The sequence below is a fragment of the Plantibacter sp. MCCC 1A11337 genome (assembly GCF_013349365.1).
GTDB lineage: Bacteria > Actinomycetota > Actinomycetes > Actinomycetales > Microbacteriaceae > Plantibacter > Plantibacter flavus_A.
This window is the reverse complement of record NZ_JABJWX010000004.1, coordinates 197,277-219,437: the sequence shown is the minus strand read 5'-3', so window position 1 is coordinate 219,437 and position 22,161 is coordinate 197,277. Positions and strand designations below refer to the sequence as shown.

General features: G+C 68.5%; 21 protein-coding genes. 4 read left to right on the top strand and 17 right to left on the bottom strand.

Features of this window, described 5'->3' with window-relative positions:
- Positions 1 to 42: 42 nt before the first annotated feature.
- The 13 genes from HOW07_RS15690 to HOW07_RS15630 form a co-directional block, all read right to left on the bottom strand.
- Entirely contained in the window at positions 43 to 936 is an 894-nt protein-coding gene (locus HOW07_RS15690; RefSeq protein WP_064295314.1) for a F0F1 ATP synthase subunit gamma, read from the bottom strand.
- A 3-nt stretch (positions 937 to 939) separates the two neighbouring features.
- On the bottom strand, positions 940 to 2,568 hold the full coding sequence (gene atpA, locus HOW07_RS15685) for a F0F1 ATP synthase subunit alpha (protein ID WP_071262368.1): 1,629 nt from the start codon (positions 2,566 to 2,568) through the stop codon (positions 940 to 942).
- Between the two features lie 109 nt (positions 2,569 to 2,677).
- Positions 2,678 to 3,475, bottom strand: coding sequence for a F0F1 ATP synthase subunit delta (locus HOW07_RS15680; RefSeq protein WP_071262369.1), 798 nt, complete (start codon positions 3,473 to 3,475; stop codon positions 2,678 to 2,680).
- Positions 3,475 to 4,026 carry a F0F1 ATP synthase subunit B gene (locus HOW07_RS15675; protein ID WP_175117785.1) on the bottom strand — a complete coding sequence of 184 codons (552 nt, stop codon included), beginning with the start codon at positions 4,024 to 4,026 and terminating at the stop codon, positions 3,475 to 3,477. Before HOW07_RS15675 ends, HOW07_RS15680 begins: the two co-directional genes overlap by 1 nt.
- A gap of 30 nt (positions 4,027 to 4,056) precedes the next feature.
- Positions 4,057 to 4,290: an ATP synthase F0 subunit C gene (gene atpE / locus HOW07_RS15670; protein ID WP_064295310.1), complete on the bottom strand. Its 234-nt coding sequence runs from the start codon at positions 4,288 to 4,290 to the stop codon at positions 4,057 to 4,059.
- Positions 4,291 to 4,336: 46 nt separating this feature from the next.
- Positions 4,337 to 5,116, bottom strand: a complete 780-nt coding sequence (gene atpB, locus HOW07_RS15665; protein WP_175117868.1) for a F0F1 ATP synthase subunit A — start codon at positions 5,114 to 5,116, stop codon at positions 4,337 to 4,339.
- A 276-nt stretch (positions 5,117 to 5,392) separates the two neighbouring features.
- A complete protein-coding gene (locus HOW07_RS15660; protein ID WP_064295309.1) occupies positions 5,393 to 5,878 on the bottom strand; it encodes a hypothetical protein in 486 nt (161 codons plus the stop codon).
- On the bottom strand, positions 5,875 to 7,140 hold the full coding sequence (locus HOW07_RS15655; protein WP_175117784.1) for an MraY family glycosyltransferase: 1,266 nt from the start codon (positions 7,138 to 7,140) through the stop codon (positions 5,875 to 5,877). The genes HOW07_RS15660 and HOW07_RS15655 overlap by 4 nt, the downstream gene beginning before the upstream one ends.
- The gene (locus tag HOW07_RS15650) at positions 7,137 to 7,805 is read right to left on the bottom strand and encodes an L-threonylcarbamoyladenylate synthase (protein ID WP_064295307.1); all 669 of its coding nucleotides are present in this window, start codon (positions 7,803 to 7,805) and stop codon (positions 7,137 to 7,139) included. Before HOW07_RS15650 ends, HOW07_RS15655 begins: the two co-directional genes overlap by 4 nt.
- 73 nt (positions 7,806 to 7,878) lie before the next feature.
- On the bottom strand, positions 7,879 to 8,865 hold the full coding sequence (locus tag HOW07_RS15645; protein WP_175117783.1) for a glycosyltransferase family 4 protein: 987 nt from the start codon (positions 8,863 to 8,865) through the stop codon (positions 7,879 to 7,881).
- Positions 8,862 to 10,682, bottom strand: a complete 1,821-nt coding sequence (locus HOW07_RS15640; RefSeq protein WP_079002758.1) for a nucleoside-diphosphate sugar epimerase/dehydratase — start codon at positions 10,680 to 10,682, stop codon at positions 8,862 to 8,864. Before HOW07_RS15640 ends, HOW07_RS15645 begins: the two co-directional genes overlap by 4 nt.
- Positions 10,683 to 10,694: 12 nt before the next feature.
- Positions 10,695 to 11,666, bottom strand: coding sequence for an NAD-dependent epimerase/dehydratase family protein (locus HOW07_RS15635; RefSeq protein WP_175117782.1), 972 nt, complete (start codon positions 11,664 to 11,666; stop codon positions 10,695 to 10,697).
- Complete coding sequence (locus HOW07_RS15630; RefSeq protein ID WP_121291815.1) at positions 11,663 to 12,460, bottom strand: glycosyltransferase family 2 protein; 798 nt, start codon at positions 12,458 to 12,460, stop codon at positions 11,663 to 11,665. Before HOW07_RS15630 ends, HOW07_RS15635 begins: the two co-directional genes overlap by 4 nt.
- Before the next feature lie 125 nt (positions 12,461 to 12,585).
- On the opposite strand from HOW07_RS15630, the gene HOW07_RS15625 reads away from it, so the two are divergent.
- A complete protein-coding gene (locus HOW07_RS15625; RefSeq protein ID WP_231884337.1) occupies positions 12,586 to 13,224 on the top strand; it encodes an HAD-IA family hydrolase in 639 nt (212 codons plus the stop codon).
- Positions 13,225 to 13,246: 22 nt separating this feature from the next.
- Here HOW07_RS15625 and prmC read toward each other — a convergent pair whose 3' ends face one another.
- Positions 13,247 to 14,155 (bottom strand): peptide chain release factor N(5)-glutamine methyltransferase, encoded by a 909-nt coding sequence (gene prmC / locus HOW07_RS15620; RefSeq protein WP_228501986.1) that lies wholly within the window; start codon positions 14,153 to 14,155, stop codon positions 13,247 to 13,249.
- Positions 14,156 to 14,318: 163 nt separating this feature from the next.
- On the opposite strand from prmC, the gene cysK reads away from it, so the two are divergent.
- From cysK to HOW07_RS15605, 3 genes are all read left to right on the top strand, one after another.
- Entirely contained in the window at positions 14,319 to 15,257 is a 939-nt protein-coding gene (cysK, locus tag HOW07_RS15615; protein ID WP_064295302.1) for a cysteine synthase A, read from the top strand.
- 9 nt (positions 15,258 to 15,266) lie between these two features.
- A complete protein-coding gene (gene epsC / locus HOW07_RS15610; RefSeq protein WP_079002761.1) occupies positions 15,267 to 15,833 on the top strand; it encodes a serine O-acetyltransferase EpsC in 567 nt (188 codons plus the stop codon).
- 92 nt (positions 15,834 to 15,925) lie between these two features.
- On the top strand, positions 15,926 to 17,482 hold the full coding sequence (locus HOW07_RS15605; RefSeq protein WP_175117781.1) for an ABC-F family ATP-binding cassette domain-containing protein: 1,557 nt from the start codon (positions 15,926 to 15,928) through the stop codon (positions 17,480 to 17,482).
- Positions 17,483 to 17,547: 65 nt separating this feature from the next.
- On the opposite strand, the gene prfA is transcribed toward HOW07_RS15605, so the two are convergent.
- The 3 genes from prfA to thrB form a co-directional block, all read right to left on the bottom strand.
- The gene (prfA, locus tag HOW07_RS15600; protein ID WP_175117780.1) at positions 17,548 to 18,627 is read right to left on the bottom strand and encodes a peptide chain release factor 1; all 1,080 of its coding nucleotides are present in this window, start codon (positions 18,625 to 18,627) and stop codon (positions 17,548 to 17,550) included.
- Positions 18,628 to 18,736: 109 nt separating this feature from the next.
- The gene (gene rho / locus HOW07_RS15595) at positions 18,737 to 20,935 is read right to left on the bottom strand and encodes a transcription termination factor Rho (RefSeq protein WP_175117779.1); all 2,199 of its coding nucleotides are present in this window, start codon (positions 20,933 to 20,935) and stop codon (positions 18,737 to 18,739) included.
- Positions 20,936 to 21,167: 232 nt separating this feature from the next.
- Positions 21,168 to 22,124 (bottom strand): homoserine kinase, encoded by a 957-nt coding sequence (gene thrB / locus HOW07_RS15590; RefSeq protein WP_071262436.1) that lies wholly within the window; start codon positions 22,122 to 22,124, stop codon positions 21,168 to 21,170.
- Positions 22,125 to 22,161 lie beyond the last annotated feature (37 nt).

The following is a 22,161-nucleotide window of genomic DNA, read 5'->3' as shown; positions in this document are numbered from 1 at the left end:
TCTCTTCTCTGTCTCTACAGATACGTGTGCGTGTTGCGATGACTAGGACGAGAGCGCGTCTGCGCCGCCAACGATTTCGGAAATCTGCTGGGTGATCTCGGCCTGCCTCGCGTTGTTGCGGAGGCGGGTGTAGTCGGTGATGAGCTTGTCGGCGTTGTCGCTGGCCGACTTCATCGCCTTCTGCGTCGCGGCGTGCTTCGCGGCGGAGGACTGCAACAGCGCGTTGAAGATCCGGCTCTCGATGTAGTTCGGGAGCAGTGCATCGAGCACGCTCTCGGCATCCGGCTCGAACTCGTACAGCGGCAGCACAGCGGTGTCGGTGGGCTCCTCGACGCCTTCGACGACCTCGAGCGGCAGGAGACGGACGACCTCGGGGGTCTGCGTCATCATGCTCACGAGGCGATTGTAGACGATGTGGATCTCGTCGACGCCACCCTCGGAGGCGTCCGTGAGGAACGCCTTGAGGATGGACTCGCTGATCTCCTGCGCCGTGGCGAAGTCGGGGTTCTCCGTGTTGCCGACCCACTCCCCTGCAGCCTGCATCCGTCGGAACGTGAAGTAGGCGACGGCCTTCCGGCCCACGAGGTAGTGCGTGACGTCCTTGCCCTGGCTGCGCAGGAGCTCGGTCAGCTCGGCGGCCTCACGGAGGACCTGCGAGTTGAAGGCGCCGGCGAGGCCTCGGTCGGATGCGAACACGACGACCGCAGCCCGCTCAACCTTCTCCGGCTCGGTCGTGAGCACGTGGTCGACGTTGGAGTACGTCGCGACGGCGGACACGGCACGAGTGATCGCACGAGAATAGGGTCCGGATGCCGCCACCCGCGCCTGCGCCTTCTGGATGCGCGACGCGGCGATGAGCTCCATCGCCTTCGTGATCTTCTTGGTCGTCTGCGCAGACTTGATCTTCTGCGTGTAGACCCGGAGTTGAGCGCCCATGGACTAGCGGCGACCCTTCACGATCTTCTCCTGGTTGACGTCTTCAACCGGGAGCTCCTCGACCTGCTCCGAACCGAGGGCAGCGCCCTCGCCCGTCTGGAACTCGAGCTTGAACTGGTCGACAGCGGCATCGAGCTTCGAGACGGTGTCGTCGTCGAGCACGTTCGTGTCGCGCAGCGTGGTGAGGACCTCGGTGTTCCGACCCAGGTAGTCGAGCAGTTCGCGCTCGAAGCGGAGGACGTCCTCGACCGGGACGTCGTCCAGCTTGCCCTTGGTTCCGGCCCAGATCGAGACGACCTGCTCCTCGACGGGGTACGGCGAGTACTGCGGCTGCTTGAGCAGCTCGGTCAGGCGAGCGCCACGGGCGAGCTGACGGCGGCTGGCAGCGTCGAGGTCGGATGCGAACATCGCGAAGGCCTCGAGCGAGCGGTACTGCGCCAGCTCGAGCTTCAGCGTTCCGGAGACCTTCTTGATGCTCTTCACCTGAGCATCGCCACCGACGCGCGAGACGGAGATACCGACGTCGACCGCGGGGCGCTGGTTCGAGTTGAAGAGGTCGGACTGCAGGAAGATCTGGCCGTCGGTGATCGAGATCACGTTGGTCGGGATGTACGCCGAGACGTCGTTGGCCTTGGTCTCGATGATGGGCAGACCCGTCATCGAACCGGCGCCGAGCTCGTCGGACAGCTTCGCGCAACGCTCCAGCAGACGGGAGTGGAGGTAGAAGACGTCACCCGGGTACGCCTCGCGTCCCGGCGGACGACGGAGGAGGAGGGAGACGGCACGGTAGGCCTCGGCCTGCTTCGACAGGTCGTCGAAGATGATCAGGACGTGCTTGCCCTCGTACATCCAGTGCTGACCGATGGCCGAACCGGTGTACGGAGCGAGGTACTTGAAGCCGGCCGGGTCGGACGCAGGCGAGGCGACGATCGTCGTGTACTCGAGCGCGCCGGCCTCTTCCAGCGCACCCTTGACGGAGGCGATGGTCGAGCCCTTCTGGCCGATGGCGACGTAGATGCAGCGGACCTGCTTGTTGACGTCGCCCGACTCCCAGTTGGCCTTCTGGTTGATGATGGTGTCGATCGCGATCGCGGTCTTGCCGGTCTGGCGGTCGCCGATGATCAGCTGGCGCTGGCCACGGCCGACGGGGATCATGGCGTCGATCGCCTTGATGCCGGTCTGGAGCGGCTCGTGCACCGACTTGCGCTGCATGACGCCGGGAGCCTGGAGCTCCAGCGCGCGGCGGCCGGTGCTGGCGATCTCGCCGAGGCCGTCGATCGGGTTGCCGAGCGTGTCGACGACACGTCCGAGGTAGCCGTCGCCGACGGGGACCGACAGGACTTCGCCCGTGCGGGTGACGTCCATGCCTTCGACGATCTCGTCGAACTCACCGAGGACGACGACGCCGATCTCGTGCTCGTCGAGGTTGAGCGCGAGGCCGAGGGTGCCGTTCGCGAAGCGGAGGAGCTCGTTCGCCATGGCGCCCGGGAGGCCCTCGACGTGGGCGATGCCGTCAGCGGCATCGATCACGCGTCCGACCTCGGTGGCCGCGGCGGTGCCGGGCTCGTAGGCCTTGACGAAGTCCTTGAGAGCATCCCGGATCTCGTCTGGGCTGATCGTGAGTTCTGCCATCATGTTCCTTTTGGTTGTGGAACCCGGGGGTTCCGAGAGGTGCGATCCGTCAGGATCAACGTCTTGAGTTGTGGAGACCGTCGGGCCGGTCTCCGCGCTGCACGGGCCGTTATCCGGCCAGTTGCAGACGGAGGTCGTTCAGTCGGGCAGCGAGGCTGCCGTCGATGACGTCGTCCCCGAGCTGCACGCGCAGTCCACCGACGACGGCGGGGTCGATCACCTGGTTGATCTTCACCTGACGGCCGTAGGCCGTGGCGAGGTGGCGCTCGAGGCGCTGGAGCTGCGACGCCTCGATCGGTGCGGCTGCCGTGACCGTGGCGACCGCGAGGCCCTGCTGGTCGGCGACGATGCCTGATGCGTACCGGAGCAGTTCTCCGATCCGACGGTCTCGCGGCTGCTGCACGAGCTGACCGACGATGCTGACGGTCTGCGGGCTCGCCTTGCCCGCGAGGAGGGACGCCGCGAGGGCACCCTTCGCAGCGGACGAGCCGAGCTTGCTGCTGAGGGCCAGTTCGAGCTCGTGGTTGCTCGACACGAGCTTCCCGAACTCGAACAGCTCGGCCTCGATGTCGCCCTGCGCACCGGCGGAGATCGAGGCGGCCCGGAGGCCGAGCTCCTCGATGCCCGCGAGCAGGTCCGCCTCGCTGGACCAGCGGCCGGAGACGACGGTCTGCAGCAGGCCGAGCGCCTGAGCGCTCAGCTGCGTGCCGAAGATCCGCTCGACGACGGTGCGCTTGGCACCGGCGTCGGCTGCGGGGTCGCTGAGCGCCGCGCTCAGGTGGCTCGAGCCGCCGATGGCCCGGCCCGCTGCGAACAGTCCGTCCGCGGTGGCCAGATCGGCCCCGGCGCCGAGGGCGGCGAGGGCCTCCTTCGACGAGGCGAGTGCTTCTCTGGTCGCGCTTCCCATTACTTGGCTGCCTTCTCCGACGCTTCGAGGTCCGCCAGGAACCGGTCGACGACCGCCGTGGCCTTCGCGTCGTCGTTCAGCGTCTCGCCGATGACACCACTGGCGAGGTCGAGCGCGAGCGTGCCGACCTCGGCACGCAGCGACACGACAGCCGCCTGACGCTCGGCTTCGATCTGTGCCTGAGCGCTCGCGGTGACGCGAGCGGCTTCGACCGTGGCCTGCTCCTTGAGCTCTGCGAGGATCGTCTGACCCTCGACACGAGCCTGCTCGCGGATGCGGCCGGCTTCCTGACGGGCCTCGGCGAGCTGAGCGTTGTACTGCTCGAGCGCCGCTTCGGCCTGCTTCTGCGCTTCGTCGGCCTTGGCGATGTTGCCCTCGATGGCCGCTGCGCGGTCGTCGAGGAGCTTCTGCACCTTCGGCAGGACCAGCTTCCAGAAGAAGCCGAGGATGATGATGAAGACGACGGCAGACCAGAAGATGTCGTAGGCCGCTGGGATAAGAGGGTTCGTCGATGCGCCCTCTTCAGCAGCGATGATCACTGCATCAAACATCTTGCCTCCTTCGGAGATGTGAAAGGGGGCTTAGACGAAGATGAAGTAGGTCGCGATGCCGATGAAGGCGAGCGCCTCGGTGAAGGCGATACCGATCCACATGAGGACCTGGAGACGACCACCCAGCTCGGGCTGACGCGCGGTGCCTTCGATCGTCTTGCCGACGACGATACCCACACCGATGGCGGGGCCGATGGCTGCGAGACCGTAACCGACCGTCGCGATGTTTCCTTCAAGGGCGGCGAGAACGGTAGTTGCGTCCACGTTTGTTTCCTTCCGTTGGGTGAGACCTGGCGGGTGCCGGGCTCGATTAGTGCTCTTCTGCGACCGCGAGCTGGATGTAGACCGCGGTGAGGAGGGTGAAGACGTAGGCCTGGAGGACTGCGACCAGGAGTTCGAAGAGGGTGAAGACGAGGCCGAAGGCCAGCGTCCCGACACCCATCAGGGCGAACCATCCGCCGAGGTTCACGATGAAGAACTGCGTCGCCGCGAAGAACAGGACGAGGAGCAGGTGCCCGACGATCATGTTCATGAGGAGTCGGAGCGTCAGCGTGAGCGGGCGGATGACGAAGGTCGAGATGAGCTCGATCGGCGTGACGATGATGTACACCGGCCACGGCACCCCGGAGGGGAAGAGGGAGTTCTTGAAGAACTTGCCCGGGCTCTTCTTGATACCGGCGTAGATGAAGGTGACGTAGGACACCAGCGCGAGCACCAGCGGGACACCGATGACCGAGGTACCGGCCAGGTTCAGCCCGGGGATGATGCCCGTCAGGTTCATCGCGAGGACCATGAAGAAGATGGTCGTCAGGATCGGCAGGAACCGGAGGCCGTCCTTCTTGCCGAGCAGGTCTTCCGCGATGTTGACGCGGACGAAGCCGAGCCCCATCTCGGCGAGGCTCTGCGCACGGCCGGGGACGAGGCGCATCTTGCGCGTCGACAGCCAGAAGAACAGGAGGAGGGCGATCACCGCGATGAACCGGATCAGGATGACCCGGTTGATCGCGAAGGGCGTGCCCTCGAAGAGGATGATGTCGGGGAAGAACTCGTCGATCGACGGACCGTGGAACTCGCCATCTTCGGCGGCCATCGGTGCGATCAGGTGCACGGCGTTAGCGAACAGCACGTATCTCCAGTTTCGGGGGCGTGGAGCAGAGCTCTCGCGGCGACGAACAGGGGGGATGTCTCCTCGCCGCACGCCGAAGCGGTGCTAGTGGGAGGATTCGTTGACGAGTCTAGCAAGGAAACCCGGCCCCGACGAACCCAGGGGTGGTATTCCACGGCTATATTCCGAGGTGCGACCTTCCGCTGTGCCCCGGATACCGGTTCCGGCATGCTCCCGCGCGACCTGGATGTGTCCGCAGCGTCAGCCCTGGTCGGAGTCCTGCGGCGACGCCTTCGGGAGGATGTCGTCCGAGACGTAGGGCACCCGCACCTTCGCCGCCACGACGGCGTCGATCACGAGCGATCCGACGACACCGACGATGACGCTCCCGAACAAGATCGGTGCGTTGACCCACGGCTGGTCCTTCAGGATGAAGCCGAGCACGAGGAAGATGACGAACTTCACGAGCCAGCTGCCCATCACCACCCCGAACAGGATGCCGACGAAGAACTCCTGGCCGGACCAGCGGTTGGCGAAGAGGATGCTCACCGAGGTGATGCCGAGGAACACGAGCGCCATCGCGGTGCCGATGAGCGCACTCGTCAGCCCGCGGGAACCGTCGACACTCCAGCCGACCACTCCCCCGACGACGGCGATCACGAGCGCGAGGAGCGCGCTGTACCGGAGTGCCGTGCGGAAGACCCGGTTGGCGCTCACGTGCGAGCCGGCCTGGGCGGGAGGAGTCATGGGTGCTGGTCCTTCTTGGCGAGAGAGTCGAGGGTGTCGAGGGTGTCGCCGCTCACGGGCGCCTCGGGGTCGCGCTGCCCGGAGGCCTCGTCGAGCCGATCGTACAGCGCCGACCCGGGAGCCCCCTCAGCGCCGGCGGCCACGCGCTGCGCGAGCCGGTCGGCCCGCCTGCGGCGACCGATCGGCAGGAGCGTGAACGCCGTGCAGGTGACGACGCCCACGGAGACGAAGAGCACGGCCAGCCACGTCGGGGCGGCGAAGAACGCCAGGCATCCGACGGAGATGACCACCGTCCAGCCGTAGAAGATCAGGACGGCGTGCACCTGGCTGTGACCGAGGTCGAGCAGCCGGTGGTGCAGGTGCATCCGGTCCGCGCTGAACGGCGACTTGCCGGCCCGGAGACGACGGAGGACGGCCAGGACGAAGTCGGCGAGCGGCACGACCAGGATGGCGAACGGCAGCAGGATGGGGATGAACGCGGGCAACAGTTGCGTGCGGCCCAGGGCGGCCGGGTCGACCTGGCCGGTCACGGCGGCTGCGGAGGTCGCCATGAGCAGCCCGACGAGCAGCGCACCGGCGTCGCCCATGAACAGTCGGGCGGGGTGCCAGTTGAGCGGGAGGAAGCCGAGACAGGCGCCGACGAGGATCGCGGCGATCAGCGAAGCGAGGTTGAAGTAGTCGCTCGCCCCGGTGGAGGTCACGAGCAGCTGCGTGTAGACGAAGAACACGGTGTTCGCGATGACGGCGACACCGGCGACGAGCCCGTCGAGACCGTCGACGAAGTTGATCGCGTTCATCACGAGCACGATGGCGAAGACCGTCATCGAGAAGGACACCCACGACGAGCCGACCGTCAGGCCACCGATGGGCAAGGAGTAGATCTGCACACCGAGCCAGGCGACGAGCCCTGCCGCCATGAACTGTGCGGCGAGCTTGATCATCCAGTCGAGGTCCCACAGGTCGTCTGCGACGCCGATCCCGACGATGAACAGGGCGGCACCGAGGATCGCGAGCACCGGCTCCGGATCGGCGAACACGAGGTCGAAGAAGGGCAGCTGCCAGGCCACACCGAACGCGACGAGGATGCCGATGAACATCGCGACCCCGCCGAGGCGCGGCGTCGGCGTCTGGTGGACGTCCCGCTCGCGGATCGGTGGGTGGAGACCGTACTTCACACCGACGCGCCGCGCGAGGTGGGCGAAGCCGAAGGTGATGCCCGTGCTCACGACGAGCACGATGAGGTACCCGGAGAACTGGTTCATGGTTCGCGCGACTCGGGGAGCAGATCGCCCACCACGTCGCGGATCGCCTCGCGGGAGACGGCTCCGTCGCGCAGGACGACGATCCGTTCGTCGGCCGTGCCGAGTCGGGTCGCGTCGATGATCGTCGACGACTGCTCGCCGCTCTCGCCGCCGTCGAGGTAGACCGAGACCGAATCGCCGAGCATCTCGAGCGCGGCAGCGGCGGACGTCGCGGCCGGTCGGCCGGTGAGGTTCGCCGAGGAGACCGCGAGCGGGCCGGTGTCCTGCAGGAGTTCGAGGGTCACCGGGTTCGACGGCATCCGGAGCGCGACCGTGCCCGCGGTCTCGCCGAGGTCCCAGGCGAGCGACGGCTGGGCCTCGAGCACGATGGTCAGGCCTCCGGGCCAGAACGCCTCGACGAGCCGGTGCACGGCATCGGGCACGGACGCCGCCAAGGCCTCGAGCGTGTTCACACCGGAGACGAGGACGGGCGGCGGTGACTGCCGGGTCCGACCCTTCGCGTCGAGCAGTCGCTGCACCGCGGCCGGGGAGAACGCGTCGGCGGCCACCCCGTAGACCGTGTCGGTCGGGAGCACGACCAGCTCACCCCTCGCCAGGGCCGTCCGCGCCAGGCGCATCCCGGCGAGCAGCTGCGCGTGATCCTGGCAATCGAAGGTCTGCGGCATGTGGTGGGTCCTGGCTGAACGGGGCCGCCGATCGGTGATCAGTCGGCCGGATGATCGGGGTGACGACGCTCAATCATAGCCTCGGGCGTCTTCCGAGCAGTCTGGGCAGGCACAGGTAGACCGCGAGGACGAGCAGGACACCGAGGACGGCGAGGACCTGGAGGGGCCACGCGCCCGTCGCGACGACCACCCCGAGGAGCCCGGTGGCGAGGGTCGCGACGCTGACGACGGCGGTGGACCCGAGGTGACCGAGTCCGCCGGCGGCGAGCCGCTGGTACGCGTGGCTGCGATGCGCCTCGTGCAGCGGCTCCCCCCGCCGCCAGCGCGCGATGATCGTCGTGCCGGTGTCGGCGACGTACACGAGGACCGGGCCGATCAGCGCGACGAAGGAGATGCCGCTGAAGGCCGCGTAGATGGCGACCGCGACGAGGGAGCCGCCGAGGAGGTAGCTGCCGACGTCGCCCAGGAACATCCGGCGCCGAGCGAGGTTCCACGGCAGGAACCCGAGGAACGCTGCCGCCACGACGAGGCCGGCTGCCGTGACGCCCGGGAGACCGGCCACGGCGCCGAGACCGGCGTAGAACCCGCCGACGACCGTGCCGTGCATCGAGGAGATGCCGTTGACGCCGTCCATGAAGTTCGCGATGTTCGTGTAGGCGACGAGCGCCACGATCCCGAGCGGGATCCACCAGGAACTCGCGGCCATCGAGACGACGAGCACCCAGGTCGCCACGAGTCCGAGCACGACCTGCAAGCCGAAGCGCACCCGGACGGGGAGTCCGCGGACGTCCTCCACGGCTCCGATGGCCGCGTTGACGATCGACACGGCGGCGACGATCCAGAGCGGCAGACTGTGGAGCAGGACCGCGGCCGTACCGAGACCGACGGCGACCGCGAGCGCGACGCCGATCCCTCCCCCGCGGATCGTCGGAGTGACGTGCATGGATCGGTGGTTCGGGGTGTCGACGACCGCCCGACGGATGAGCATCGGGCGGATGGCGAGCTGGGACAGCAGGCTCACGACGAGCGCGAGCACCCCCGCCAGGATGGCAACCGTCATTGCACCAGGTGGTGGGTGCCGGCGCCCTCGTCGGCGATGGTCTCCCGCCAGACGGCGATGTCGAGGAGTGCCGGGTCGAGCGGCTGGATCCGCGTGTGCGAGACCTTCGGGTGCTTCGAGCGGTCGGCGATCTCGTCGGTGTCGATGAGGACCTCGTGCAGCTTCTCGCCGTGCCGGAGACCGGTGTACACGATCTCGACGTCCTTGCCGGACGCGGCGATCATGCGCTTGGCGACGTCGAGGATGCGGACCGGACGGCCCATGTCGAGGATGAGGACCTCGCCCGGGTCGCCGATCGCGCCGGCCTGGATGACGAGCTTCGACGCCTCGGGGATCGTCATGAAGAAGCGGGTGACGTCGGGGTGCGTGACCGTGACCGGGCCACCGGCCTCGATCTGGGCGGTGAACGCCGGGATGGCGGAGCCGCGGCTGCCGATGACGTTGCCGAACCGGACCGAGAGGTACCGTGCGTCGGTCTCCTGGGCGCTCATCCAGGCGGTGAGCTTCTCGGCGATGCGTTTGCTGTAGCCGAGGACGGTCGTCGGGTTCGCGGCCTTGTCGGTCGAGATGTTGACGAAGGTGCCGACGCCCACGGCTCGTGCCGCGTTCAGCACGTTCAGGGTGCCGAGGACGTTGTTCTTCCAGGCCTCGTCGGGGTACTGCTCGAGCATCGGAGCGTGCTTCAGCGCTGCCGCGTGGAACACGACGTCGGGACGGCGGTCCTCGAAGATCTCCATGAGCGAGGGGAGATCGCGGATGTCGGCGAGCACGACCTCCTTGGTGTCGAGCAGACCGTGTCCGGAGATCGAGAGCTGCGTGGTGTGGAGCCCCGTCTCGTCGCGGTCGAGCAGGACGAGCTCCGCCGGACCGAACTGGTTGACCTGCCGGGCGATCTCGGAGCCGATGGATCCGCCGGCACCGGTGACGAGCACGCGCTTGCCGGTCAGGTACCCCGCGATGCTCTCGACCTGCAGGTCGACGGTGTTGCGGCCGATGAAGTCCTCGACGTTGAGGTCGCGCAGGCTCGGCGCGCTCTCGCCCGTCCCGGGAGCCAGCATCGTGTCGATGGGCGGCACGACGAGCACCCGGAGCTTCGCCTCGTCGGCTCGCTCACTGACCTGGCGGATGAAGTCGTTGTCGACGTCCGCGATGCTGATGATGAGCGCCTGCGCCCCGGTGCGCTTGACGGCCGCCACCAGGTCGGCTCCCGTGCCGACCACGGCGACGGAGGCGATGCGGAAGTTGCGCTTCGAGGGGTCGTCGTCGATGACACCCACCGGGAGGTAGGGCGACTGCGGGTCGCGCATGAGCCGAGGGATGATCGACATCCCGAGCGCACCGGCTCCGTAGACGAGGACGCGCTGCGCCTCGATCGGCCGGCTGCGGCTGTCGACGAAGAGTCGCTTGACGTAGCGCGTGATGCCCATGAAGACGATCGCGAACGGGAACGCGATGACCGTGGTGGACCGTGGAACCCCCCACGCGACGCCGAACACCGCGTTGACCGCGATGAGGATCGCGGTGACGATCAGCGCGACGACGATGAGCTGTTTCGCCTCATAGAAGCTGCCGAAGCTGTGCAGGCCGTGGTAGTAGCTCCACAGGTAGGCCACGACGAGCTGGGCGACCACGGCGATGACGCACAGGAGGACCGTCCCCACGAGGGCCACGCGCTCGTACTCGAGCTCGAACCGGACGAGCTGGGCGACCACGATGGCGAGCACCCAGCACAGTGCGTCGAGGGCGGTCTTCGCGGCGAAACGAGGACCGGGCGCCTGCGTCCATCTACGGGGGGCGTCGGGGAGCGTGGAGGTCATAACGTGTCGATCCTACCGATCGCCGGCTCCGCGTTGGCTGCGCACGGACTGCGCGTCGGGGCCGGGCGCACCGCGCTCCGCGGCGAGGGCTGCGATCGAGGACCGGAGACCGTCGTCCGTCGCCGTCGGCATGCGCTCGTGCCCGAGTGCACCGAGCAGTCGGGCACCGGAGACGCGGTAGTCCTCGGTGAGCTTGGCGAGACGCCCGGAGTTGAGCGGCACGGCGGGGACGCGATCGCCGACGGCGGCCGCCAACCGCACGAGGGCCGGTGGGAGCGCCAGGCGACGGACCCGGCGACCGGTGACCTCGGCGATGAGGGTGACGAGGTGCCCCGTCGACACGGGCTTGTCGTCGGCGACGAGGTACACACCCGTCGTGACGGTGGGCGTGTCGATGATGCTCGTGATCGCCCACGTGAGGTTCTGGATCGACACGAAGCTGCGCTCGTTGCGGAAGGCGTCGAGCGGGTACGGGATGCCGCGGGAGAGCAGACCGAACAGGAGGCGCAGATTGCCCTTGTCCCCCGGCCCGTGCACCATCGTCGGACGGAGGACGATCGTCCGGCGACCGGCGGGCGGTTCGACGGCGAGCAGGAGCCGCTCGGCTGCGAGCTTCGACTTCCCGTACGGCGTCACAGGGTGGGGCTCGGCGGACTCGTCGAGCACGCCGTCGACCGTCGCCTCGTTCACCGCGGCGACGCTGCTCAGCTGGATGAAGGTGGTGGCGTCCGACGCGAGGAAGGCGACGTACGCACGTTCGGCGAGGTCGGTGTTGATCCTGCGGTACACCTCGGGAGAGGCGGTGCCGTCGAGGTCGTGCGCCTTCCCGGCGAGGTTCACCACGACGTCGACGTCCGCAGGGAAGGGCTCCCCCGTCCACCCGCGTAACGAGAACGGCACGACCTCGTGGCCGGCCGCCTCGAGGACGGGGACGAGGTTCGTCCCGATGAAGCCGGTCGCACCGGTCACGAGCACCCGGCTCATCGTCCGAACCATCCCCACGTGCGGAAGTACACGAAGGCCCCCTGGATCGAGTACCACATCAGCTTCCGGTTGTGATGCGAGCCCTTCGCGAAGTGGTGGTAAATCGTCGCGCCGGGGTAATACGCGGTCCGGGACACCTGGAGGAAGCGCCGGGTGAGGTCGGCGTCCTCGATGTACATGAAGATCCGCTCGTCGAAGAAGCCGACGCGGTGCAGGGTCGAGGTCCGGAGGAACATGAAGCACCCCGAGAGGTAGGGCACGTCGAACATCGTCTTGTTGTAGTCGTGCGCCGGGTTCTCGTCGATGTCGCGGTACTCGTAGCGGGCCATGCGCTTCGCGACGAGCGGCTTCAGCGGACCGGGCAGGAACCGGCGGGCGAAGAGGTCGAAGACGGAGGGGTTCCGCTTCACCAGGTACTGGAGGGAGCCGTCGGGGTACAGCACCTTCGGCATGACGTGCCCGACCTCGGGGTGCTCGAGCATGAACTCGTGGAGCTCCTCGACCGCCTCCGGCTCGAAGTACACGTCCGGGTTGACCACCATGTGGAACTTCGAGCGCCCGAGGACCTTCGCGATCGCGAGGTTGTGGGCGGCGCCGAAGCCGGGGTTCGAGGGGTTGTGCAGGTACTCGATGCGCGGGTCGTCCACGAGGTCGCGGAGCTCGTCCGTCGGCGAGTTGTCGACGAGGTAGAGCGTCTCGACGAGCGGGCTTCCGAGGGTCGAGTCGATGGCCGCACGCAGCTTGTCGCGATCGTTCCGGTACATGACGATGCAGGCGGTCACAGGACGGTCCACGGTTCACCCTCTCCGGCGGCGGGGACGGCACCGCCGAGGCACGTCGGACGTGGGCCCGACGCGCCTGGTCAGTCTACGTGCTGCCCGCGTCCGGTCCTGGGAGCCCGGGGCCGCATACTGGAGTGGTGCCAGAGCGTGTGTTCTTCTTCGACTGCGACAAGACCCTGTACGACTACGACTTCCGGAAACGCCTTCCGGCGCTCTCGCGGTTGACGGGCGTGAGCCAGTACCGGCTCGCGAAGCAGTGGTGGGTCGGCGGGCACGAGGCCGCGGCCAACATCGGCGAGTACCCGACCAGTGACGACTACCTGGCGGTGTTCGCCGAGGTCACCGGATACCCGCTGACCCTCGCGGAGTGGCGCGAGGCCCGTGCGGCGGCGATGACTCCGGTTCCCGGCGTCCTGGCCACCCTCGCCCGCGCCTCGACCCTCGGCACGGTCTCCCTGCTGTCGAACAATCCGATCCCGTTCCGGGACTCCTTCGCGCAGCTGGCTCCCGAGGCCGCAGCCCTCCTCGGCGAGAACGACCTCGTGTCGGCCGTCCTCGGAGCGGAGAAGCCCGAGCCCCGTGTCTACACCCGAGCGCTCAGCCGGTACGGCGTCGCACCCGGTCGCACCATGCTCATCGACGACTCCGCGGCGAACTGCGCGGGTGCCGAGGCCGTGGGGATGCACGCCTTTCGATTGACGAAGGACGCCTCTGGCGCCTTCGACGTCGCGGGACTCGACGCCGCCGTCGACGCGTTCGTGGCTGCCACCCCCTGACCCGACCTCCGTCCGCGACGGGTCAGCGGATCGCGATGGTGGTGCGGTCGCGGGTGGTGAGGTCGCGGTGCGTCGCCGCGGCGTGCCAGCCGTCGGCCGTGAGCAGCTCGCGGATGGCCTGCCCCTGGAGTTCGCCGTGCTCGATGATGAGCGTGCCGCCCCGGTGGAGCAGTCGCTGCGCGGTCGCGGACACCTGGCGCACCACGTCGAGACCGTCCGGTCCGCCGTACAGCGCGGCCGAGGGGTCGTGGAGACGCACTTCGGGATCGCGTGGGATCGCGTCGTCCGGGACGTACGGGGGGTTCGAGATCACGACGTCCACCGAGCCGTCGAGCTCGTGGAAGGCGTCGGCGAGGTGCTCGAAGACGACGGTGGCGTTGTCGGCACCGGACTCGGCGAAGTTCCGTCTCGCCCAGATGAAGGCCTCGACCGAGTTCTCGGTCGCGTAGATCGCCGCGTTCGGGACCTCGGTCGCCATCGCCAGCGCGATCGCTCCACTGCCGGTGCCGAGGTCGACGCCGATGGGCCGAGGGATCGGTACCGCCCGGAGCGCGTCGATGGCGAACTGCACGACCGACTCGGTCTCGGGGCGCGGCACGAAGACGCCTGGTCCGACCGCGAGTTCCATCGAACGGAACGCGGCACGACCCGTGATGTGCTGCAGCGGTTCACGCGCGGCCCGACGTTCGACCAGCTCGGCGAACACGGTGCGCTCTTCGGCGTCGAGCACGCGACCGGTGATCGCCGCGGCCTGCACGGCACCGCGACCGAGGCCGAGCACGTGTCCGAGGAGGAGCTCCGCGTCGACGTCGGGTGACGGCACGGCCGCGCGGGTGAGGATCTCGACGGCGTGTTGGCGCGCGAGTTCGACGGTCGCAGGGTGGCCGGCTGACGGGGTGTCTGCGGCGGCGGCGGAAGGGGTGCTGGGCATGAGCGAGGTCATCATCTGGGGCGGCCTGGTCGGGTGGGCCGCACCGAGCCTACCCCACCGCCTCGATGCGGCCGCGGGCCGTCGACCCTGCTCGTCACACGGGAGACCGCCGATCGACCAGGTCGTAGGCTGAACCGAGCCCCGTTCGAGGAAGAGGAACACCGTGACCGGCACCGTCTACACCGACATCACCCAGGCCTACGGCCGCACCCCGCTCGTCCGCCTGAACCGCATCGCCGAAGGCGTCGGCGCGACCGTCCTGGCGAAGCTGGAGTTCTACAACCCCGGATCGAGTGTCAAGGACCGCCTGGGCATCGCGCTCGTCGATGCGGCGGAGGCCTCGGGCCAGCTGCAGCCCGGAGGGACCATCGTCGAGTCGACGAGCGGGAACACCGGCATCGCGCTCGCCCTCGTGGGAGCCGCGCGGGGCTACCGGGTCATCCTCACGATGCCCGCCTCGATGAGCAAGGAACGCCGGACCCTCCTCCGTGCCTACGGTGCCGAGCTCGTCCTCACCGATCCGACGAAGGGGATGGCGAACGCCGTGCAGGAGGCGCAGCGCATCGTCGCCGAGAACCCCGGCGCCGTCTGGGTCAGGCAGTTCGAGAACGAGGCGAACCCCGCCATCCACCGACGGACGACCGCGCCCGAGATCTGGGAGGACACCGCCGGCACGGTCGACGCGTTCGTCGCGGGCATCGGGACGGGCGGGACCATCACCGGCGTCGGCGGCTGGCTCCGTGAGCACAACCCCGACGTGCAGATCATCGCGGTCGAGCCCGCGGACTCCCCGCTGCTCAGCGAGGGTCGTGCCGGTGGACACAAGATCCAGGGCATCGGCCCGAACTTCGTGCCCGACATCCTCGACACCTCCTTGTTCAGCGAGATCATCCCGGTCGAGACCGACACGGCCTACGCGACCGCACGACGCCTCGCGACCGACGACGGCATCATCGGCGGCATGTCCTCCGGCGCCGCCGTCTGGGCCGCCCTCGAGGTCGGACGCCGTCCGGAGATGGCCGGCAAGACGATCGTCGTCATCATCCCCGACGCGGGCGAGCGCTACCTGTCGACGACGATGTACGACGACCTGCGCGACTAGGCTCGACGCATGGGAATGCTGTCGCGGGTCCGCGAGGACATCGGTGCCGCACGCGCACACGATCCGGCGGCCCGCGGCACCATCGAGATCGCGCTCAGCTACTCCGGCCTGCACGCCGTCTGGGCGTACCGGCTGCACCATCGCCTGTGGCGGCGCGGCTTCCGCACCCTCGCCCGGTTCGGCTCGCAGTTCACCCGGTTCCTCACCGGGATCGAGATCCACCCGGGCGCCCGGATCGGCAGGCGGTTCTTCATCGACCACGGTATGGGCGTCGTCATCGGTGAGACGGCCGAGGTGGGCGACGACGTCATGATCTTCCACGGCGTGACCCTCGGCGGGAAGAGCCGCGGCGTCGGCAAGCGCCACCCGACCATCGGTGACGGCGTCGCCGTCGGTGCCGGGGCGAAGATCCTCGGGCCCATCCGGATCGGTGCGGGCACCATCGTCGGCGCGAACGCCGTCGTCACCAAGGCCTGCCCACCCCGCAGTCTGCTGCTCGGCGTCCCCGCGGTCGAGCGCCCGCGCGGGAGCGGCGCCCACGGCCTCGCGTTGCTCGATCCCGAGTACCACATCTGATCCGCGAGCGGTGAGGCGATCCGTCGCCCGCGCCTCCCCCCGGACGACGAACTCCCGCATCCCACCCGCATCCCGCTCCTCGAGAGGTCCCCATGAGTCTCATCCGCCTGCACGACGTCACCGTCCGGTTCGAGGAACGCCCGGTGCTCCGCGACGTCTTCTTCCGGCTCGAGCCAGGCGATCGGGTCGGGCTCATCGGCAGGAACGGTTCAGGCAAGTCCACCCTCCTGAAGCTCGCGCTCGACCAGCTCCAGCCGGGCTCGGGCACGGTGACCATCGAGGACGGGACGCGGATCGGGTACTTCTCGCAGTTCTCGGAGCTCGACGGTAGCGCCACCATCACCGAGGTCCTCGAAGGACTCTTCGGTCACATCCACGCCATCGAGGCGGAACTCGCATCCATCGACGCCGCGATCGCCGCCGACCCGAACGACCTCGACGGGATGACGAAGCTCATCGAACGGCAGGCCGAGCTCTTCGAGGAGATGGAGCGCCAGGACGGCTGGGACTACCAGCGCCACATCGACGCCGCCCTCACCACGCTCGGCTTCGACGCCGCGCGCCGCGTGCTCCCCATCGACTCGCTCTCCGGGGGTTGGCGCAACCGCGCGGCGCTCGCGAAGATCCTCCTCGAGCGCCCGGACGTCCTGCTCCTCGACGAGCCGACGAACTTCCTCGACGTCGCGGGGGTCGAGTGGCTCGAATCCTGGTTCGGCTCGTTCCGCGGCTCGGCCATCGTCGTCTCGCACGACCGGACCTTCCTCGACGCCGTGGTCACCCGCATCGTCGAGGTCGAGAACTTCCACCTCCACGAGTACCCCGGCAGCTTCGACGAGTACGTCGTCCAGAAGCAGTTCCGGCTCAAGAGCCTCGAGGCGCAGTTCGTCCACGAGTCCGAACTGCTCGCCTTCGAGGCCGAGGGCATCTCGGACCGTCGCGAGGCGGCCAAGGCCGCCGGGAAGAAGGACCTCTCCTCGCAGCTGGCGAAGATCAAGAAGGCCAGGCCGCCGCGTCCGGTGGACGACATCATCACCGACATCTACGGCGGCCTGCACATCAAGGACACGCTCTGCCGGATCCAGGGGCTCACGAAGGCCTACGGAGACCACACGCTGTTCGACGGGCTCGACCTCGAGATCGGCCGCCGCGAACGCATCGTCGTCCACGGACCGAACGGTGCGGGCAAGTCCACATTCCTCCGGATCCTCGAGGGCGACGAACGCCCCGACGCCGGTCACGTCACGTGGACCGGCGGGGTCCGATACGCGTCCTACAACCAGATGGTCGACGAGCTGGACCTCACCGACACGGTCGCGCACGCCGTCGGCGCCATGCCCGACAGCCTCGCCTTCGCGGCGACGAAGAAGTCGGTGAACCGCTTCCTCGGCATGTTCCAGTTCTCGGACGCCGACCTCAAGCAGAAGATCGGCATGCTCTCGGGTGGGCAGCGCGCCCGCGTCGCCATGGCCCAGTGCCTGCTCTCCGGAGCTTCGGTGCTCCTCCTCGACGAGCCGACGAACCACCTGGACCTCGCGAGCACGCAGGTGATGGAGCGCGCACTCGTGCACTTCCCCGGCGCCATCGTCGTGGTCAGCCACGATCGGTTCTTCGCCGACAAGGTCGCGACGAAGCGACTGCGCATCGGCTGAACGACGAAAGCGCAGTCGTGGTCGTCATCCGAGAGGGATGACGACCCCGACTGCGCTCTCGAGTCCTAGTGCTGGTCGCCGATGTCGGCCAGGCGCGCTTCCTCGTCGGCGGTGATCGCCGATTCGATGATCGGACCGAGCGCGCCGTTCATGACGCCGTCGAGGTTGTAGGCCTTGTACCCGGTCCGGTGGTCGGCGATGCGGTTCTCGGGGAAGTTGTAGGTGCGGATGCGCTCGGAGCGGTCCATCGTGCGGATCTGCGTCTTGCGCGCCGCGCTGTCGAGCGCCGCCTGCTCCTCCTGCTGACGCGCGAGGATCCGTGCGCGGAGGACGCGCATACCGGCCTCACGGTTCTGCAGCTGGCTCTTCTCGTTCTGCATCGACACCACGATGCCGGTCGGCAGGTGGGTGATGCGCACCGCGGAGTCCGTGGTGTTGACCGACTGACCGCCGGGGCCGCTCGACCGGTAGACGTCGATCTTCAGGTCGTTCTGGCTGATCTCGACCTCCTCCGGCTCATCGACCTCGGGGAAGACGAGGACACCCGTGGTGGAGGTGTGGATGCGGCCCTGGGACTCGGTGGCAGGCACACGCTGCACGCGGTGCACGCCGCCCTCGTACTTGAGGTGCGCCCAGACCCCCTGCGACGGGTCGGTCGCATTCGACTTGATCGCCACCTGGACGTCCTTGTAACCGCCGAGGTCGCTCTCGGTGCGTTCGAGGAGCTCGGTCTTCCACCCCTTGGACTCCGCGTAGTGCAGGTACATCCGGAGCAGGTCGGCGGCGAAGAGGGCGCTCTCCGCGCCGCCCTCGCCACCCTTGATCTCCATGATGACGTCGCGGCCGTCGTCGGGGTCGCGCGGGATGAGCAGACGGCGGAGCTTCTCCTGGTTGGTCACCAGCAGTTCTTCGAGCACCGGCACCTCCTCGGCGAACGCCTCGTCCTCCTTGGCGAGTTCGCGAGCGGCGTCGAGGTCCTCCTGCGTCGCCTGCCAGGTGTGGTAGGCCGCGATGATCTTCGACAGCTCGGCGTAGCGGCGGTTGATCTTCTTCGACCGTGCGGGGTCGGCGTGGACCGCCGGGTCGGCGAGCTGGTCCTGGAGATCCTTGTGCTCGGCGACGAGCGTCTCAACTGATTCGAACATCGTTCTCTTCCTTCATCACCATCATGCGGCACCGGGGGCGAAACGGGACCGACCCCACCCGTTCCCGGTGCCGGTGTGGCGCGGGTACGGATGGGGTCGGTCGGGACCGCTAGCGGTGGTTGTTCTCGTGTCCGTGGCTGTGCGAGGTCGGTGCGGGCATCGACTTCTGCATCTGGACGAGGAACTCCACGTTGGACGTGGTTTCCTTCAGCTTGCCGAGGACGACCTCGAGGGCCTGCTGCTGGTCGAGGCCGGCGAGGGCACGACGCAGCTTCCAGGTGACCTTGACCTCGTCGGGGGCGAGCAGCATCTCCTCGCGGCGGGTCGAGGACGCGTTGACGTCCACGGCCGGGAAGATCCGCTTGTCGGCGAGCTGGCGCGAGAGCCGGAGCTCCGAGTTGCCGGTGCCCTTGAACTCCTCGAAGATGACCTCGTCCATCTTGGAACCGGTCTCGACGAGCGCGGTCGCGAGGATCGTGAGGGATCCACCGTTCTCGATGTTGCGAGCGGCACCGAAGAAGCGCTTCGGCGGGTACAGCGCCGCGGCGTCGACACCACCGGAGAGGATCCGACCCGAGGCGGGTGCGGCCAGGTTGTAGGCACGACCGAGACGCGTGATCGAGTCGAGCAGCACGACGACGTCGTGGCCGAGCTCGACGAGACGCTTGGCGCGCTCGATCGCGAGTTCGGCGACCGTCGTGTGGTCCTCGGCCGGCCGGTCGAAGGTGGAGGCGATGACCTCACCCTTCACCGTGCGCTGCATGTCGGTGACCTCTTCGGGACGCTCGTCGACGAGCACGACCATGAGGTGGACCTCAGGGTTGTTGATCGAGATCGCGTTGGCGATCTGCTGCAGGACGATGGTCTTCCCGGCCTTCGGCGGGGCGACGATCAGGCCGCGCTGGCCCTTGCCGATCGGTGCGACGAGGTCGATGATGCGCTGCGTGAGCTTGGTCTGCTCCGTCTCGAGACGGAGGCGCTCCTGCGGGTACAGCGGGGTCAGCTTGCCGAACTCGACGCGGGCGCCGGCCTCGTCGACGGACAGGCCGTTGACGGAGTCGACCTTGACGATCGCGTTGTACTTCTGGCGGCTGCTGCTGTCGTTGTCGCGCGGCTGACGGATGGCCCCGACGACGGCGTCGCCCTTGCGCAGGTGGTACTTCTTCACCTGGCCGAGGGAGACGTAGACGTCGTTGGTGCCCGGGAGGTAGCCGGAGGTGCGCACGAAGGCGTAGTTGTCGAGGACGTCGAGGATGCCGGCGACCGGGATGAGGACGTCGTCCTCGGCGATCTCGGGCTCGACGTCGTCGTTCTGCACGGATCCGCGACGCTTGCGGTCGCGGTAGCGGCTGCGGCCGCCACGACCCTCGGACTCGTCGCCCGGTGCGCCCTGGTTGCCCTGACCGCCCTGGTTGCCACGGTTCTGCCCCTGCTGCTCCTGCTTGGCGTCGGCCTTCTGGCCGGCATCGGCGTTCTGGTTGCCGTTGTTCTGGCCACCGTTGTTCTGGTTGCGCCCACGGCCGCGACCGCGACGTCCGCCGGACGACTGGCCGTCCTGCTGCTCGCCGTCCTGGGTGTCGTCGGCGTCCGTGTTCGCGGCGTCGTCGTTCGAGTCCTGCTCGGAGGTGTTCTGTGCGGCGCGGCGCTGCTCGCCGCCGGCCTGCTCGCCGGTGCCCTGCTCAGCCGTGTTCTGCTCGGCGTCGTCGGCGTTGCGGTCGCGATCGCGTCCGCGACCACGGCGGTTGCCGCGCGAACGCCTGGGCGTCTGCTCGGGGGTCGTCTCGTCGTCGCTCTGCGCCGCAGCGGTCGCGGCGGCGTCGTCGGACTGCTCGGCGGGAGCCGCGTCGGCCGGAGCGGACGGTGCCTCGGCCTCGACCGGGGCGGGTGCGGCAGCCGGCGCAGCCGGTGCCTCGACGACGGGGGCGCCGACGATCGGGGTCGCGTTCGGGGCGACGGTGGCCGTCGTGGCCCGGCGGGACTTGCGTCGCGCCGGCGGGGCCGCCTTCTCGGCACCGAAGGCCTGGTCGAGCGCGAGGTCGAGCTCGGGCAGCTTGGACTGCACCGGTGCCTCAGGCGCGACTTCGAGCGCGGAGACCGACTCGATGACGTCGGCGGTCTCGGTGGCCGCGGCGTCGGTGTCGGTGCTGTTCTGGATGGTCTGGATGGCTTCGACCAGCTCGCCCTTGCGGAGCTTCGAGGCTCCGGCCACTCCGAGAGCGGCGGCGAGACGCTGCAGGTCGGCGACCTTGAGCGTCTTCGGGTCGGCATCCAGCGAGACGCCCGAGGCGCCTTCGTTGACGTCTGTCACGTGTGTCTTCCTTCCCTTGCGTCGAGACAGAGCTGTCTCGCGCAGGCGGCGATCGCACCGGAATCCTGTGCGGCGGGTGGGTGATGTTCACACGACGCAGAGCCTGTGCGGATAGCCCGGTGCGACGACCCGGCGGAGCGCTGCTCAGCAGGATGGAAACACGGTGGGACCCGAACAGACGCGATCAATTGGTGCGAAAGCGATGATTGTGCGGAATTGCCCCGGAAGCCGGTTACGCCGAAGAGGCGGGGTGGGCCGGGTGCCCTCCCACTGTAGCACCCTTGAAGTCGACCGCGAGCATGAGCGACTGCCACGGGGTGGTGGCGTGCTCGGCGACCAGCGCGGTGGCTTCGAGGCGTCGTCCGGGATCGTCCGCGAGGACGAGGATCGACGGACCGGCGCCGGACACGACGGCGGCGAAGCCGTGCTCGCGCAGCAGCGTGATGAGGGTGTTCGTCTCGGGCATCGCTGCGGCGCGGTAGCTCTGGTGGAGCCGGTCCTCGGTGGCCGCGAGCAGGAGCTCGGGGCTCTGCGTGAGCGCGGCGACGAGGAGGGCCGAACGCGAGACGTTGAACGCCGCGTCGGCGTGTGGCACGTTGGCGGGCTGCAGACTGCGGGCGAGTTCCGTGGACATCGTGTGCTCGGGGACGAGCACGAGCGGCGAGACCCCGCGGTGCACGATGAGCTTCTTGTGCTGTGGGCCGTCGTCCGTCGTCCACGCGATCGTCAGGCCACCGAACAGCGCCGGAGCGACGTTGTCGGGGTGACCCTCCATCTCCGTCGCGAGCCGGAGGAGGTCGTCCGGACCGAGCTCGACCCGACCCTCGAGGAGCCCCTTCGCCGCCATGATGCCGGAGACGATCGCGGCGCCCGAGGAGCCGAGGCCGCGGCCGTGCGGGATGACGTTCCGCGCGACGACGTCGAGACCGGGGAGGTCGTGGCCGTAGGCGCGCAGAGCGTGCGCGATCGCGGTGATCACGAGGTTCGAGGCGTCGGTCGGCACCTCGCCGGCGCCGACGCCGATGACCTCCACGAACACGCCAGGCTCCTCGCGGACCGTGACGGTCAGCTCGTCGTACAGGGCGAGCGCCAGACCGAGCGTGTCGAAGCCGGGGCCGAGGTTCGCGGTGGTCGCCGGCACCTTCACGGTGACGGTGCGTCCGATCGCAAGCGGTTCGGTGTGACTCATAGGGATGCCTGCAATCTGGTGAGAGGTCGGCGAGCGA